The organism is Chryseobacterium defluvii (genome assembly GCF_014204415.1).
Lineage (GTDB): Bacteria > Bacteroidota > Bacteroidia > Flavobacteriales > Weeksellaceae > Chryseobacterium > Chryseobacterium defluvii_A.
Genome location: NZ_JACHLE010000004.1, coordinates 133,887 through 147,912, shown reverse-complemented (window position 1 = coordinate 147,912; position 14,026 = coordinate 133,887). Strand labels below are relative to the sequence as shown.

Here is a 14,026-nt window from a genome sequence, read left to right as displayed (position 1 = left end):
GATTTATATCGAGTAATTCCTTATTAGTATGAAGGCTCAATACATACGTTTAGGTCTATTGTCGGTTTATATGATGAAGATGTTTACTTTATAGCTTTATATCTTCTAAAATCAAATTGCGTATCAGCTCATTACTGCCTTCACATTTAGCTGGCTGTTTAATAACACGATCAATTATGACATCTTTAAATTCAGGATCAAGCTTGTATTGATTGTCCTCGGCATATATTAGTCCTATCTGCTCTGCCGTTGTATAGACTCCATAAACAATTCCGGCATACATAAATAAGTTTCTCTGCCATGTCAATAACACCAACTCCATGCTTTTGAATTGCTAAATCAAGATAATCCAGCGTGCTTTGGCGTAATGTATAATCAATAGCAATACTCTTCTTGTCGCTTTGTTGAAAAATCAGTAAAATGCTAATTTCAAGTAAACAGTTTCTATTCACCACAAATAATTCTGAAAGCTCTCTTTTTGACAAACTTTTCATATTAATTTCATTTTTTAGTTTTCCTAAAATTAAAAATGATGGAATAGTTTCACAATAACTATTTTGTGTAATTCTTCTATACTTATTTATATGGTAATGGCAGAGAATAGTAAGTGTTAAAATTGAAGTACAAGATAAAGTGACGCTTTATGAATATCAGATGATTTTAAATAATACAAAACCCTCTATATTTCTCTAATATAAAGGGTTTTTAGTTGTTAAAAAGGTTTCATAACCTTTTATATCAGTGGAGTTGGAGGGATTCGAACCCTCGTCCAAACAAGCAATACATAAGCTTTCTACATGCTTATTCTACTATTGGTTTTCGACTGAAAGCAGAGAGCAGACACCCAACTTTCAGCTTATCTTCTAAATTTTCGTGCCTTAGCCGAAGCTTCTAAAACCTTATTTCCGCATTCCTATATCCCAAGATCAAACGCCGCAGAACAGAGCATTTGTGGAATATCTTGCTTCCCTACTGAAATCTTCGGGAAAACGCTTGATCTACTATACTTCGATATTAAGCTGCAAGAGCGAACTCTTCGTTGCCAGTTAAAATTTTGTAGCAAGGGATTATAGAGATCGCGCTACGGTTCTCTGCATGCTTACTTACCCATTGATCTTGCTGTCGAAACCAGTCAACCCCATGAATAATGAATGCAAAGATAGAATTTTTTGTTTAAATAATATATATTGATTATTGCTTTTGTGAATAGTAATTATAAGGCGAAATTATGATTTCGATCAAAAAAGGTGGCCGGATTTTGTAGTTTAACAAAAAATATGTACTTTTGCCATCCAAAATGAGATGTAATATATGTTAATAATTCCTGTAAAAGATGGTGAGTCCATCGATAGAGCGTTAAAAAAATATAAAAGAAAATTTGATAAAACTGGAACAGTTCGTCAACTAAGAGCGAGACAACAGTTTATTAAGCCTTCTGTAACTTTAAGACAAGCAAGATTGAAAGCGGCTCACAAACAAAGAGCGCTTAGCAAAGAAGAGCAGGCTTAAGAATTTTTTTCTTAGACACATACTAAATTCACTTCTTAAATACGTATATTTGAGAAGTGAATTTTTTGTATATGCGTGATAAATTTTTAGAATATTTACAATTCGAAAAGAGATACTCTTCTCACACCATTACAAGCTATAAAAAAGACCTTGAGGACTTTTCCCGTTTCTGTCTCAGAACAGAGTCCTCTGAAGAGATTTCCCACGTAGATAAAAAAGTGATCAGGAATTTTATTGTTGAGCTCAGTGAAAATAAGATCTCAAAAAGAAGCATCAACAGAAAGCTTTCCTCACTCCGTAGTTTTTACCTTTTCCTTTTGAAAATAGGAGAGATCAAGGTTTCTCCCATAGAAAGTATCCCTTCCCTAAAATTTTATCCGGAGAAGCAGATCCCGATGTCTGAAGAAGAAATGCAGGTGCTCAGCAATTATGTATTTGAAGAAATGCATGATCTGTTGGAGAAATGTATCATGGAAGTCCTGTATCAGACGGGTATTCGTAAAGCTGAGCTCTGCGGGCTAATGTTTGAAAACGTTGATCTTGCCGGAAATGAATTGAAAATCATAGGAAAAGGAAACAAAGAAAGATTTATTCCGGTATCTGGTGGATTAATGGATATGCTCAGAAGTTATTTGGAAATAAGACGCCCCCAGAAAGAATATGAAGCCTGGTTTTTTGTGAACAAAAAAGGGAAAAAACTCACTGAAAAATTTGTTTATTTGGTAGTTAATAAGTATCTTAGTCTTGTAACATCTAAACAAAAAAGAAGCCCTCATATCCTAAGGCACAGCTTTGCTACACATGTTCTGGATAATGGGGCTGAGATATCAAAAGTAAAAAAAATATTAGGGCATTCCAGTCTTGCCAGTACTCAGGTGTATACGAATGCTAACATCGAACAATTGAAAAAAGTGTTTAATCAGGCTCATCCAAGAGCTTCAAAAAAAGAAGAATTATGAAGATTTCAGTACAATCAATTGGTTTAACTCCTCACGAACCATTAGAATCACACATTGACAAAAAAGTAAACAAGCTTGCTACTTTCTATGATAAAATTCAGGAATGTAAAATATTCCTAAAAGTAGAGAACAATGCGGAAAAAGCTAATAAAACGGCCGAGATCATTCTGGTAGTTCCGGGAGACGATATTGTTGTAAAGAAGACAACCACAACTTTTGAAGAAAGTTTAGACCTTTGTGTTGATGCTGCTAAAAAGCTACTAATCAAGAAAAAAGAAATGGCTTAGAAAAAAAAGTTTAAAAAAGTCATTGAAAAATTTGAGAATTCAAAAAATCCGCTCTATATTTGCACTCGCAAAAAGGAACAGCGATCTTTTGAATTCTTTTTTTAATTGCCTCCATAGCTCAGTTGGCCAGAGCACGTGATTTGTAATCTCGGGGTCGTGGGTTCGAATCCCTCTGGAGGCTCAGTTTAATATAATATGAGGGGAGATTCCAGAGTGGCTAAATGGGACTGACTGTAACTCAGTTGCTTCGGCTTCGTAGGTTCGAATCCTGCTCTCCCCACATTTATATTAATAAAGAAAAAGTTGCAGATTTAAAAGGTTTTTTATAAGTTTGCACAGCGTTACCAATAGTTTTGGAAACAAAATTGCGGAAGTAGCTCAGTTGGTAGAGCGTCAGCCTTCCAAGCTGAATGTCGCGGGTTCGACCCCCGTCTTCCGCTCAGTAAAATCACACCAAAAGGCGTGATTTTTTTTTACACCTGAATAGCCGGGGTAGAGTTTCCCCGAAAACTTTCAGTTTTTTCAAATTGCCTCCATAGCTCAGTTGGCCAGAGCACGTGATTTGTAATCTCGGGGTCGTGGGTTCGAATCCCTCTGGAGGCTCAGTTTAATATAATATGAGGGGAGATTCCAGAGTGGCTAAATGGGACTGACTGTAACTCAGTTGCTTCGGCTTCGTAGGTTCGAATCCTGCTCTCCCCACATTTATATTAATAAAGAAAAAGTTGCAGATTTAAAAGGTTTTTTATAAGTTTGCACAGCGTTACCAATAGTTTTGGAAACAAAATTGCGGAAGTAGCTCAGTTGGTAGAGCGTCAGCCTTCCAAGCTGAATGTCGCGGGTTCGACCCCCGTCTTCCGCTCCAATAGAATCACGCTGTCTGGTGTGATTTTTTGTTTAGGCCGATATAGCTCAGGGGTAGAGCGCTTCCTTGGTAAGGAAGAGGTCTCGGGTTCAAATCCCGATATTGGCTCTCTTCAATCCCGAATTTTTTTCGGGATTTTTTTATGCCTGAAATTGATGTCATGGTTTTTCAAAGAAATGATTTAAAAACTGCCATTAAATTTTAATGAAATTTTAAGGACATATTGAAGATACCATATTTCAGTCTTTGAAAAAAATGATATAATTTCTCTTAACTGTTTTATAATCTTCATATTTCAGGAAATAAGAAGAATGTATAGAGGAAGCATCAGTGTTGAAAATCTGGAAGGTATTTAATGTGATTTTAAAGCTAGGTGTGGTATTCTGAAACATTCAATCATAAAATTTAGCTAAATTCGTATAAAATAATTTTTCGATGAATATTCTTTTATTGGAAGATGATCTCATTCTTTCGGCAGAACTGTGTAAGTTTTTGGAGTCAAATCATTTTACCTGTGACAGGATTTATGACGGGGAGACTTTTCTTCGCCAGATCAGGAACGGCACTTACGATCTGTATCTGCTGGATATTAATGTTCCCAAAATAAACGGGCTGGATGTATGCCAGACCATCCGTTCCTTTGATAAGAATACTCCTATCGTTATTATCTCGGCCTATGGTGATCTTTCGGATAAAAAAGATGCTTTTAACAGATTGGCTGATGATTATCTGGTGAAGCCTTTCCAATTTGAAGAACTAATCCTGCGGATCAATTCTTTGATGAGAAGAAAGGGGCCTTCTGAACACCCGGATCAGGATATCATCAGGATAGATGATCTGATCATCAATAAAACAGAACAAAAAGTTTACCGTGGCGGAAATGAGATCGCTCTTACCTTAAAAGAATTTCAGTTGTTGGTCTACCTGGCAGAAGAGCAGGGGAGAACAGTATCCAAACAACAGATTACAGAACATGTCTGGGAGCATAACTTTAATACGAACACCAATACCGTAGAAGTCTACATCAATTTTTTAAGAAAGAAGATCGACAAAGATTTTAAAGTTAAACTTATCCATACCCGTTCCGGTTTTGGATATTATTTGAGCCCTTTGTAAATGTCCTTAAAAAGAAAGATAGCATTAACGATCAGCATCGCATTCTCATTACTTTTCGGGATTGTGATGAGCGTTATTTATTTGTCTTTTAATGATTTCAGAAAAGAGGAGTTTAAGGAAAGATTCAGGCAGAGACTGGAATTTACTTCTCATTTTATCTCAAAATCCAAAAACTTTGAAAGCGAGGCACCTATCTTTTTTAATGAGAATTCGGATAACATTCTCTTGAACGAAAGGATCCTGATTTTTAATAGTGAAAAAGAACTTATCTACAGCACTATAAAAGACGGGAATGTTGCTTGGGATAAAAGCCTGCTCAGGGAACTGGATGAAAAGAAAAGTATATATACCGAAAAAACGGTGCCTGAAGTGTATGCGGCTTTGAGAACCATTAACGGAGAAAATTATTATATCCTTACCAGTGCATTTGACACCAATGAAAAATCAAAACTGGCTTATTTGAAATACCTCTTGATTTCCGCATGTGTAATGAGTACTCTTCTTATCGGTTTTTTCAGTTATTATTTTATGGGGCGGTTCCTTCGTCCGCTGGAGGATCTGAATAAAGAGATTTCGGAGGTTACTGCCCACAGGCTGACCACGCAGATCCCTGTTGAAGAGTCTGGTGATGAGATCAATGTTCTGGCAAAATCCTTTAATACCATGATTGTGCGACTGAATGATGTCTTTCAGTCACAGAAAGATTTTACGGCAAGTGCCTCTCATGAAATACGGACACCTATCACAAGGATGGCCTTCCAGTTGGAGAACCTGATTAAACTCGGGCAGCATTCCCCGGAAACCTTATCCTCATTAAAGCAGATTCGGCAGGATGTATATCAGCTGTCTGACCTGACCAATTCTTTACTGCTTCTGACCAAGTTTGATAAAGAAAATATTCAGAGTATTTACGAGGAAGTGAGAATTGATGAAGTGATCTTTGAGTCTTTTGAAGCGGTAGAAAAAAGCTATCCTAACCTTACCATGGATTTCCTGATCTCTGAAGATACTTCTGAAAATGCCCATTTAACGATAAAAGGAATTCAGTCTTTGCTGGATATCGTTTTTATCAACCTGTTCAAAAATGCTGCAGTATATTCTGATCATATGGAAGTAGATGTGATGATTACGGAAACCTATACCAGCCTTACAGTGGATGTACTGTCTCAAGGGAATACAATTCCGGAAGAAGAACGGTTTAAATTGTTCGATGCTTTTATGAGAGGAAACAATTCTCAGAATATTTCAGGTTCCGGCCTGGGGCTTCGGATCGTGAAAAGGATCTTGGAGTATCATGGTGCGGAGGTTGTTTATTCATCCCCTTCGGAGAGTATCAATAAATTCAGTGTGGTTTTTAACAAATAAAGGTAAAAAGTACACCGGTGAAGCTTTTTTAGTAGTGCTGATTTTTTTTGCAAAAGAAGACGTAACGGGGGAGTTGTCTATGTTTTAAGTTTTTACAATCTTGTTTGCTTGTTTTGTGTAATATTTTGATTTTCAGAATATAATATATAAGTGTTCTGAATGGGATAAGATGTCTGCCGGGTCGGAATAAATTGTACTTAAGCTTTTTCTTAAAAGTTTTTTTCAATCAAGAAATTTATGTAAATTTGCAATCTCAATACTGAGAAATATCAGGTTGTGATTCTTTGGATCCTAAATGTTGAAACTTTTTTTGATAAAAAGGTTTTGATATTTAAAAAATCGCTATATTTGCACACCGAAATTTTGAATAAACAATAAAATAAAATAATTTTAAATCATGGCAAAGGAAACGTTTAATCGTAACAAACCACACTTGAACATTGGTACTATTGGTCACGTTGACCATGGTAAAACTACACTTACTGCAGCTATTAGTAGTGTATTAGCAAACAAAGGTCTTGCTGAGAAAAAAGACTTCTCTGCTATTGACTCTGCTCCAGAAGAAAAAGAAAGAGGTATCACTATTAATACAGCTCACATTGAGTACGAAACTGAAAAACGTCACTATGCACACGTTGACTGTCCAGGTCACGCCGACTATGTAAAGAACATGGTAACTGGTGCTGCTCAAATGGATGGAGCGATCTTAGTATGTGCTGCAACTGATGGACCAATGCCTCAAACAAGAGAGCACATCCTACTTTGCCGTCAGGTAAATGTACCTAGAATTGTTGTTTTCATGAACAAAGTTGACATGGTGGATGATGCTGAGCTATTAGAGCTTGTTGAGCTTGAACTTAGAGATTTATTATCTACTTACGAATATGACGGAGATAACTCTCCTGTAATCCAGGGATCTGCTCTTGGTGCTCTTAACGGAGATGAGAAGTGGGTTAAAACTGTAGAAGAATTAATGGATGCAGTTGATAGCTGGATCGAGCAGCCGGTAAGAGATCAGGATAAGCCATTCTTGATGCCGATTGAAGATGTATTCTCTATTACAGGTAGAGGTACTGTAGCAACAGGTAGAATCGAGGCTGGTGTTATCAATACAGGTGATCCTGTAGATATCGTAGGTATGGGTGATGAGAAATTAACTTCTACTATTACAGGGGTTGAGATGTTCAGAAAGATCCTAGACAGAGGTGAAGCTGGAGATAACGTAGGTCTATTGTTGAGAGGTATTGAAAAAACTGACATCAAGAGAGGTATGGTTATCGCTAAGAAAGATTCAGTGAAGCCACACAAAAAATTCAAAGCTGAGGTTTATATCCTTTCTAAAGAAGAAGGTGGACGTCACACTCCATTCCACAACAAATATCGTCCTCAGTTCTATGTAAGAACTACTGACGTTACAGGTGAGATCTTCTTACCGGAAGGTGTAGAAATGGTAATGCCTGGTGATAACTTAACGATCACTGTAGAATTGTTACAACCAATCGCTCTTAACGACGGTCTTAGATTCGCGATCAGAGAAGGAGGTAGAACAGTAGGTGCTGGTCAGGTTACTGAAATCTTAGATTAATAATATCTTAAAATAATATAAGCTTCCGCAAGGAACCTTGCGGAGCTTTTTATCTACGGGCATCGTCCAATGGTAGGATACCGGTCTCCAAAACCGTTGATCAGGGTTCGAATCCTTGTGCCCGTGCAAATATAAATTATGAGTTCATTTATCGATTTTTTAAAAGGTTCTTATAACGAATTCAGACATAAAGTTGAATGGCCAAAGTGGAGCGACTTACAGTCCTCTACTATTGTGGTAACTATTGCAACAGTTATTCTGGCGTTATTTACCTTTGGAGTTGATGAATTGTTTTCTAAAGCAATCAGCAACATAATAGGAATGCTAATCAACGTGTTCAACTAAAAAAGTATTTTCCCATAATGAGCGAATTGAAATGGTATGTGCTGAAAGCAATCAGCGGACAGGAAAATAAAGTGAAAAACTACATTGAGACGGAAATCAAACGTTTAGGATTTGAGCAGTACGTTACTCAGGTGGTTATTCCAATGGAAAAGGTTATTCAGCTTAGAAACGGTAAAAAAGTTCCTAAAGAGAAACCTTATTATCCTGGCTATCTGATGGTGGAAGCAGATCTGATGGGAGAAATTCCTCATATTATTAAAAATATTCCAGGCGTTATTTCCTTCCTGAGCCTCACAAAAGGAGGAGATCCTGTTCCGATGAGAAAATCTGAAGTCAACAGAATGCTCGGAAGAATGGATGAGCTTTCAGAATTTGCTACCGATGTTGAAATTCCTTTCATAGTAGGAGAGAACGTTAAAGTAATTGACGGACCTTTCAACGGATTCAACGGAACAGTGGAGAAAATTCTTGAAGATAAAAAGAAAATTGAGGTTTCTGTACTGATCTTCGGTAGAAAGACTCCAATGGAACTAAGCTATATGCAGGTAGAGAAAATATAAACTCTGCTATCATTATAAAAATTAAGACTGCCCAAAAAGGCAGTCTTAATTTTTATAATATTTTTACAGCATTTGATTCTATAAAAAATGGATCTGGTTTGGGATCATAAATAAGTAAATACCTGAATGGCCGGAAGTATGAAGGAGAGTTATTAAAGCTAAAAAGCAGTTCTTCTCCTGCAATGTTGATACAAGATAAATTACGAAAAAGAATGTAGTTAGAGATAATCATTTTTTCTGCTGAATGCCGGATATTGAAATCAGGTAAGAACAAATGCTAATATATTTGGAATGTTTTTTAATTATGTAATCCGCCCGATTGTGGCGAAAATTTTTCCAAAATTAAATGTATCTGGTGTTTTCCTGTAGAAGAAGAGTTGATATAATCCCTATAGCCGTAAAAAGTAGCCCGATATAATGATCCGTCATCACCTGTAATCCTGAAGGTTGAAATACTGGTTTCCAGATAACCCTGATTTCCCCAGCCCAGGATCATATCTGAATCTATATTGAGATAGCCGTTATTGCCGGGTAAAATGTTGGGGATAGGCCATTGATATAATCCGGATATGTCTGCTCTGGTAACACCTACCAAATTTTTAGAGGTCGCATTGGTATTAACAATGAGGGGCCTGTATAATACAGCGCCTCCGGTTGTAGACGTGCTGTAAAATACAATGTCCAGTCTTATCCCGTCTACTATGGGGATCTCGGCTACCTGTGAAGGGTCATTGGCCTGAAGCCAGTTAGACATTGTTGTTAATGCATTGCTAAGGGTTCCGCTTCGAGCCGAGTTATCACCTGCTGATGTGGGTATAGTGCCTGGAAATGCATAATGAAAATGTTTGGAATAGGAGACAGCATTATTTCCTGAATTTCCGCCAATGCATTGCCAGTTAGGAACTGAAGGGGTGCCATTATTGGTCATTAAACATTTTTGGTCTGTATCATAAACAATAAGACCTGTTGCTGGAGAAGCAATAGAGTTTCTTTGTACTGTAGTTATTGGGTTTAAAAGAGTTCCTCTTATTGTAGTGCTATTGGCAACATGAAGATTAGCAGAAGAATTTGGCGTAGGCGTGTTAATGCCTACCTGGGCAATAGTGTTTGAAAATACAAGCATTCCAATAAATAAACTTGTTCTTTTTTTCATAATGCATTTTTTTATTAATGATCACAAATTTATCTGCTTTAGGAATATGAAATGCTTGTGTGTTCAACAGAATATTGAATAATGTTTAATTTTTTATTAGTCTGTTAATCAGTATTTTACTTAAGTTGGATATTGAAAAGTGTTTTTATTGTAGTAATTTTGCTTCATAAAGAAAAGTTTTTTTGAACTATAAAAAATAATAATCTGTTATTTTGTCTCCGAAAAATGAAAACCGATAATATGCTTTTGAGTTTCCTTTTGAAAAAATATATAATGTATCAGATGGTATCAGTTACTTGTATATTATTTATTCATGCTGCACTGTACAGGTATCTTGAAATGACCTTTTTCTATTATTACAATTTGCTTGCAGCATTCATTGGTGTACTTATATTAATATATATAAGGAAACTTACTTTTCAGCAGATAGAGCCTTTTATCAACCTGTACCAAGTTTTTAAATCTTTGTTTCTGTTTATGTATGCCGTATGCTTTTGGGAAAAAACACCTATTGCATTTTTCTGGTTTTTTCTTATCCCCTTTTTCTCTATGAATATTTATTCGCAAAGGTCTGCTATTTATTGGATCCTTTATACGTTTATTTTGATAGCATTAACGATTGTGTGCTCCGGGTATATTCAAAAACTGCCTGTTTATAAATATATAGTTGTGTTTCCTTCCAATGGAATTGTACTTATTAACGTATTTGCACTGATTTCAATACTTTATTTGTTCGCATTAGGAAACTATTTCAGCAGAAAGATCCATACCATGAATATAACCGGTACAGAGGCTATATATGAGGAAGAAAATGACAGGCATATATACGATTTCTCTGATGAGCAGAATAATGAAAACGATGAAAAGATGAAAAAGCTTTACGGAGAAATTCTGGATTATTTCCAGGAATACGAACCTTTCCGAAGGCCGGACTTTTCAACAACACATCTTGCTAATGCCTTAGACACCAATGTAACCTATATATCAAAATCTGTCCGGTTTAATGCCAATACCAGCTTTACCACCTTTGTTAACAGGTACCGAATCGGTTTGGTGAAGGAGCTCATTGATAACAATGAGTTGGAAAAACATTCCTTATTATATGTGTATACTTCAGCAGGCTTCAAGCATCAGTCAACATTTAATAAAGTATTCAAACAAATAGAAGGAATTACCCCAACCGAATACGTGAAAGGAAAAGCGGAAAAAGATTCAGATGATTTCCACGATTGAGTTATGTGTTTTATGGAAAATATTTTCTAATCTTTCTAAAAATCAATAATTTCCGTTTGCTATTTCAAAAAAAATTTATACTTTTGCAATCCGAAAAGTAGGTTTTCCATAGGTGAGAACGGTAACCTACTGAATAATAAATGCTTCCAAACTCATTAATTATTCAAACTTAAAAAACAAAAAATGGCTAAAAAAGTCTTTAAAATGGTAAAACTTCAGGTGAAAGGTGGCGCAGCTAACCCTTCTCCACCCGTAGGTCCGGCTTTAGGTTCTGCAGGTGTGAACATTATGGAGTTTTGTAAACAATTTAACGGAAGAACTCAGGACAAGCCAGGGCAAGTTTTACCTGTAGTAATTACAGTGTACGAAGACAAATCTTTTGAATTCGTTATTAAAACTCCACCTGCAGCGATCCAATTAATGGATGCGGCTAAGATCAAAGGAGGTTCCGGTGAACCCAACAGAAACAAAGTAGGTTCTGTATCTTGGGATCAGGTAAAGAAGATCGCAGAAGATAAAATGGCTGACCTTAACTGCTTTACATTAGATTCAGCAATCAGTATGGTTGCAGGTACTGCAAGATCTATGGGATTAAGAGTAACAGGAACTAAACCAACTAACGCTTAAAACTTATTGAAATGGCAAAATTAACTAAAAAGCAAAAGGAAGCTTTAAGCAAAGTAGAAAAAGGAAGAATTTATAACCTTGAAGAAGGTTCTGCTCTTGTAAAAGAAGTTAACACAACAAAATTTGATGCTTCTGTAGATATCGCTGTAAGATTAGGGGTAGATCCTAGAAAAGCGAACCAGATGGTAAGAGGGGTAGTATCTCTTCCTCATGGTACAGGTAAAGATGTTAAAGTATTAGCTCTTGTTACACCTGATAAAGAAGCTGAAGCTAAAGAAGCCGGTGCAGACTATGTAGGTCTTGACGAATATTTAGATAAAATCAAAAACGGCTGGACAGATGTAGACGTTATCGTTACTATGCCTGCTGTAATGGGTAAACTAGGGCCTTTGGGTAGAGTTTTAGGACCAAGAGGTTTAATGCCAAACCCTAAATCAGGAACAGTAACTATGGAAATTGGTAAAGCTGTTACTGAAGTGAAGTCTGGTAAAATTGATTTCAAAGTAGATAAGTATGGTATCATCCATGCAGGTATCGGTAAAGTATCTTTCGATGCTGCCAAGATCAAAGAAAATGCTCAGGAGCTTATCCAGACATTGATCAAAATGAAGCCGACCGCTGCTAAGGGTACTTATGTGAAAAGCATCTACTTGTCTTCTACAATGAGCCCGGGTATTGCAATTGATACTAAATCTGTTAACTAATATTAAATCCTTAAGACAATGACAAAAGACCAAAAAGTTGTAGCAATACAAGAGATCAAAGACTTGCTTCAGGATGCAAAAGTAGTTTATGTAGCAGATCTGGAAGGATTGAATGCTGCTAAATCTTCAGATTTCAGAAGACAGGCTTTCAAACAAAATATAAAAGTAAAAGTGGTGAAAAATACACTTTTACAAAAAGCAATGGAGCAGATCGAAGGAGTAGATTACTCTGAGATGTTCCCTACTTTTAAAGGGAATTCAGCGATCCTGATCTCCGAGACCGCAAATGCTCCTGCAAAATTAATCCAGGGGTTCAGAAAGAAAGAAGAGAAGCCGGCTTTGAAATCTGCTTATCTTCAGGAAACATTCTATGTAGGTGACAATAACCTGGATGCATTGGCAAACATCAAGTCCAGAGAAGAAATGATCGGTGAAATCATCGGATTACTTCAGTCTCCAATCCAGAGAGTTGTTTCTGCTCTTCAAAACAAACCTGAAACAGTAGAAGCTAAAGCTGAAGAAGCTGCGCCTGCACCTGCTGTAGAAGAAACTCCTGCTGAAGCGGCTCCTGAAGCTCCTGTAGCAGAAAGCACAGAGGAAACTCCAAGTGCTGAATAATTACACTCAAAAAATTAAATAAATAATCAACAAAAACATTACAACAATGTCAGATTTAAAAAATTTAGCTGAAACGCTAGTAAACTTAACAGTAAAAGACGTAAACGAATTAGCTGCTATCCTTAAGGATGAGTACGGAATTGAGCCAGCTGCTGCTGCGGTAGTAGTTGCAGGTGGAGCTGCAGGTGGAGATGCTGCTGAAGAAAAAACTGAATTCGATGTGATCCTTAAATCAGCTGGTGCTTCTAAATTAGCGATCGTTAAATTAGTAAAAGATTTAACTGGTGCTGGTCTTAAAGAAGCTAAGGATATCGTAGACGGTGCTCCTGCTCCAATTAAGACAGGTGTATCTAAAGATGAGGCTGAAGCTCTTAAGAAGCAACTTGAAGAAGCTGGTGCTGAAGTAGAATTGAAATAATTCAATTTGAATTCCAAATATTAAGCCTGGGCATAACGCTCAGGCTTTTTTTTGTTTAATATATTTAAGATTAATCAATTATTAATACTCATATTGAGACATTGTTTAGTTATGTTTATTTATATTCAATTATAATTATCAATATGATAAAAAAATATTGCTTAAAACAAATATTATCTGCTAAATATTTGTATAATAGTTTTTTTTATCAAAAAAAGTGCTGTTTATTTGAAAATAGTACTATATTTGCATACGAAAAAAACACACACTAAATTTGGAAAGAAGTTACTTTCTTTTCCTTGGTTTTTTAGCCATTTCTCTAGTATCGTTGAGGGCTATAACCGTAAGGATTATAAAAGCTATAATTCTGTCAATAGGGCTAGGCTCTGTTGGCAAATCTTTATGCACCGGAAAAAAACTTCAATCTATAATTTATACTGATCTGTATTTTGCTGATAGGATCAATTCTATTCGTTCCTTATGTCAGCAAATTGTTCCCAAGTTAAATAGGACTGCACATGTAGGCATTGGAATATTTCAAAATTTTAACAATTATATAAAGTTTGTTTTTGTAACGGCTGTTTCTGGTATACAGTATCTGGATCCTTTTTTATGGAGATCAAAAAAGGAGCTATTTATTCGGGAATATTCCGATGTATATACCTGATGATTTATAATTATT

15 protein-coding genes, 8 tRNA genes and 1 other RNA gene are annotated in these 14,026 nt (G+C 36.2%); 21 read left to right on the top strand and 3 right to left on the bottom strand.

The window, feature by feature from the left end:
• Nucleotides 1–197: 197 nt before the first annotated feature.
• Nucleotides 198–494: a hypothetical protein gene (locus HNP38_RS13920; RefSeq protein WP_184190548.1), complete on the bottom strand. Its 297-nt coding sequence runs from the start codon at nucleotides 492–494 to the stop codon at nucleotides 198–200.
• A 245-nt stretch (nucleotides 495–739) separates the two neighbouring features.
• Nucleotides 740–1,140, bottom strand: a transfer-messenger RNA (tmRNA) gene (gene ssrA, locus HNP38_RS13915).
• Between the two features lie 171 nt (nucleotides 1,141–1,311).
• Here ssrA and rpsU point away from each other — a divergent pair.
• The 16 genes from rpsU (at nucleotide 1,312) to nusG (ending at nucleotide 8,591) form a co-directional block, all read left to right on the top strand.
• A complete protein-coding gene (rpsU, locus tag HNP38_RS13910; RefSeq protein ID WP_007846872.1) occupies nucleotides 1,312–1,509 on the top strand; it encodes a 30S ribosomal protein S21 in 198 nt (65 codons plus the stop codon).
• 71 nt (nucleotides 1,510–1,580) lie between these two features.
• Nucleotides 1,581–2,468, top strand: a complete 888-nt coding sequence (locus HNP38_RS13905; protein ID WP_184190546.1) for a tyrosine-type recombinase/integrase — start codon at nucleotides 1,581–1,583, stop codon at nucleotides 2,466–2,468.
• The gene (locus tag HNP38_RS13900) at nucleotides 2,465–2,755 is read left to right on the top strand and encodes an HPF/RaiA family ribosome-associated protein (protein WP_184190544.1); all 291 of its coding nucleotides are present in this window, start codon (nucleotides 2,465–2,467) and stop codon (nucleotides 2,753–2,755) included. Before HNP38_RS13905 ends, HNP38_RS13900 begins: the two co-directional genes overlap by 4 nt.
• A 107-nt stretch (nucleotides 2,756–2,862) precedes the next feature.
• Nucleotides 2,863–2,936, top strand: a tRNA-Thr gene (locus HNP38_RS13895).
• 18 nt (nucleotides 2,937–2,954) lie between these two features.
• Nucleotides 2,955–3,035: transfer RNA gene (locus HNP38_RS13890), tRNA-Tyr, on the top strand.
• 87 nt (nucleotides 3,036–3,122) lie between these two features.
• A tRNA-Gly gene (locus HNP38_RS13885) sits at nucleotides 3,123–3,195 on the top strand.
• Between the two features lie 89 nt (nucleotides 3,196–3,284).
• Nucleotides 3,285–3,358, top strand: a tRNA-Thr gene (locus HNP38_RS13880).
• 18 nt (nucleotides 3,359–3,376) lie between these two features.
• Nucleotides 3,377–3,457: transfer RNA gene (locus HNP38_RS13875), tRNA-Tyr, on the top strand.
• A gap of 87 nt (nucleotides 3,458–3,544) precedes the next feature.
• Nucleotides 3,545–3,620, top strand: a tRNA-Gly gene (locus HNP38_RS13870).
• Nucleotides 3,621–3,656: 36 nt separating this feature from the next.
• Nucleotides 3,657–3,728: transfer RNA gene (locus HNP38_RS13865), tRNA-Thr, on the top strand.
• Nucleotides 3,729–4,055: 327 nt separating this feature from the next.
• On the top strand, nucleotides 4,056–4,736 hold the full coding sequence (locus HNP38_RS13860) for a response regulator transcription factor (protein WP_184190542.1): 681 nt from the start codon (nucleotides 4,056–4,058) through the stop codon (nucleotides 4,734–4,736).
• Nucleotides 4,737–6,101 (top strand): ATP-binding protein, encoded by a 1,365-nt coding sequence (locus tag HNP38_RS13855; protein WP_184190540.1) that lies wholly within the window; start codon nucleotides 4,737–4,739, stop codon nucleotides 6,099–6,101. It abuts the gene before it with no gap.
• 397 nt (nucleotides 6,102–6,498) lie between these two features.
• Nucleotides 6,499–7,686 carry an elongation factor Tu gene (gene tuf, locus HNP38_RS13850; RefSeq protein ID WP_184190538.1) on the top strand — a complete coding sequence of 396 codons (1,188 nt, stop codon included), beginning with the start codon at nucleotides 6,499–6,501 and terminating at the stop codon, nucleotides 7,684–7,686.
• 55 nt (nucleotides 7,687–7,741) lie between these two features.
• Nucleotides 7,742–7,812, top strand: a tRNA-Trp gene (locus HNP38_RS13845).
• A gap of 12 nt (nucleotides 7,813–7,824) precedes the next feature.
• On the top strand, nucleotides 7,825–8,031 hold the full coding sequence (secE, locus tag HNP38_RS13840; protein WP_121459910.1) for a preprotein translocase subunit SecE: 207 nt from the start codon (nucleotides 7,825–7,827) through the stop codon (nucleotides 8,029–8,031).
• Nucleotides 8,032–8,048: 17 nt separating this feature from the next.
• The gene (gene nusG / locus HNP38_RS13835; RefSeq protein ID WP_184190536.1) at nucleotides 8,049–8,591 is read left to right on the top strand and encodes a transcription termination/antitermination protein NusG; all 543 of its coding nucleotides are present in this window, start codon (nucleotides 8,049–8,051) and stop codon (nucleotides 8,589–8,591) included.
• A 298-nt stretch (nucleotides 8,592–8,889) separates the two neighbouring features.
• Here the strand turns inward: nusG and HNP38_RS13830 are convergent, their stop codons facing one another.
• On the bottom strand, nucleotides 8,890–9,744 hold the full coding sequence (locus HNP38_RS13830; protein ID WP_184190534.1) for a hypothetical protein: 855 nt from the start codon (nucleotides 9,742–9,744) through the stop codon (nucleotides 8,890–8,892).
• A gap of 669 nt (nucleotides 9,745–10,413) precedes the next feature.
• Between HNP38_RS13830 and HNP38_RS18150 the strand changes: the two genes are divergently transcribed.
• The 5 genes from HNP38_RS18150 to rplL all read left to right on the top strand — a co-directional run bounded on the left by HNP38_RS18150 (nucleotide 10,414) and on the right by rplL (nucleotide 13,344).
• Complete coding sequence (locus HNP38_RS18150; RefSeq protein WP_317166736.1) at nucleotides 10,414–10,977, top strand: helix-turn-helix domain-containing protein; 564 nt, start codon at nucleotides 10,414–10,416, stop codon at nucleotides 10,975–10,977.
• 183 nt (nucleotides 10,978–11,160) lie between these two features.
• Entirely contained in the window at nucleotides 11,161–11,604 is a 444-nt protein-coding gene (gene rplK / locus HNP38_RS13820; protein WP_184190529.1) for a 50S ribosomal protein L11, read from the top strand.
• An 11-nt stretch (nucleotides 11,605–11,615) separates the two neighbouring features.
• Nucleotides 11,616–12,308: a 50S ribosomal protein L1 gene (gene rplA, locus HNP38_RS13815; protein ID WP_184190527.1), complete on the top strand. Its 693-nt coding sequence runs from the start codon at nucleotides 11,616–11,618 to the stop codon at nucleotides 12,306–12,308.
• Between the two features lie 18 nt (nucleotides 12,309–12,326).
• Nucleotides 12,327–12,926, top strand: a complete 600-nt coding sequence (gene rplJ / locus HNP38_RS13810; protein ID WP_184190525.1) for a 50S ribosomal protein L10 — start codon at nucleotides 12,327–12,329, stop codon at nucleotides 12,924–12,926.
• Between the two features lie 46 nt (nucleotides 12,927–12,972).
• Nucleotides 12,973–13,344, top strand: coding sequence for a 50S ribosomal protein L7/L12 (rplL, locus tag HNP38_RS13805; protein ID WP_123262513.1), 372 nt, complete (start codon nucleotides 12,973–12,975; stop codon nucleotides 13,342–13,344).
• The last annotated feature ends 682 nt before the right edge of the window (nucleotides 13,345–14,026 follow it).

What these genes read in the sequence shown, in the direction of transcription:
- HNP38_RS13905 (WP_184190546.1), top strand. Translation starts at nt 1,581, where the DNA reads ATGCGTGATAAATTTTTAGAATATTTACAATTCGAAAAGAGATACTCT.
- rpsU (WP_007846872.1), top strand. Translation starts at nt 1,312, where the DNA reads ATGTTAATAATTCCTGTAAAAGATGGTGAGTCCATCGATAGAGCGTTA.
- HNP38_RS13830 (WP_184190534.1), bottom strand. Translation starts at nt 9,744, where the DNA reads ATGAAAAAAAGAACAAGTTTATTTATTGGAATGCTTGTATTTTCAAAC.
- rplA (WP_184190527.1), top strand. Translation starts at nt 11,616, where the DNA reads ATGGCAAAATTAACTAAAAAGCAAAAGGAAGCTTTAAGCAAAGTAGAA.
- tuf (WP_184190538.1), top strand. Translation starts at nt 6,499, where the DNA reads ATGGCAAAGGAAACGTTTAATCGTAACAAACCACACTTGAACATTGGT.
- HNP38_RS13920 (WP_184190548.1), bottom strand. Translation starts at nt 494, where the DNA reads ATGAAAAGTTTGTCAAAAAGAGAGCTTTCAGAATTATTTGTGGTGAAT.
- HNP38_RS13855 (WP_184190540.1), top strand. Translation starts at nt 4,737, where the DNA reads ATGTCCTTAAAAAGAAAGATAGCATTAACGATCAGCATCGCATTCTCA.
- rplL (WP_123262513.1), top strand. Translation starts at nt 12,973, where the DNA reads ATGTCAGATTTAAAAAATTTAGCTGAAACGCTAGTAAACTTAACAGTA.
- rplJ (WP_184190525.1), top strand. Translation starts at nt 12,327, where the DNA reads ATGACAAAAGACCAAAAAGTTGTAGCAATACAAGAGATCAAAGACTTG.
- HNP38_RS13900 (WP_184190544.1), top strand. Translation starts at nt 2,465, where the DNA reads ATGAAGATTTCAGTACAATCAATTGGTTTAACTCCTCACGAACCATTA.
- rplK (WP_184190529.1), top strand. Translation starts at nt 11,161, where the DNA reads ATGGCTAAAAAAGTCTTTAAAATGGTAAAACTTCAGGTGAAAGGTGGC.
- secE (WP_121459910.1), top strand. Translation starts at nt 7,825, where the DNA reads ATGAGTTCATTTATCGATTTTTTAAAAGGTTCTTATAACGAATTCAGA.
- HNP38_RS13860 (WP_184190542.1), top strand. Translation starts at nt 4,056, where the DNA reads ATGAATATTCTTTTATTGGAAGATGATCTCATTCTTTCGGCAGAACTG.
- nusG (WP_184190536.1), top strand. Translation starts at nt 8,049, where the DNA reads ATGAGCGAATTGAAATGGTATGTGCTGAAAGCAATCAGCGGACAGGAA.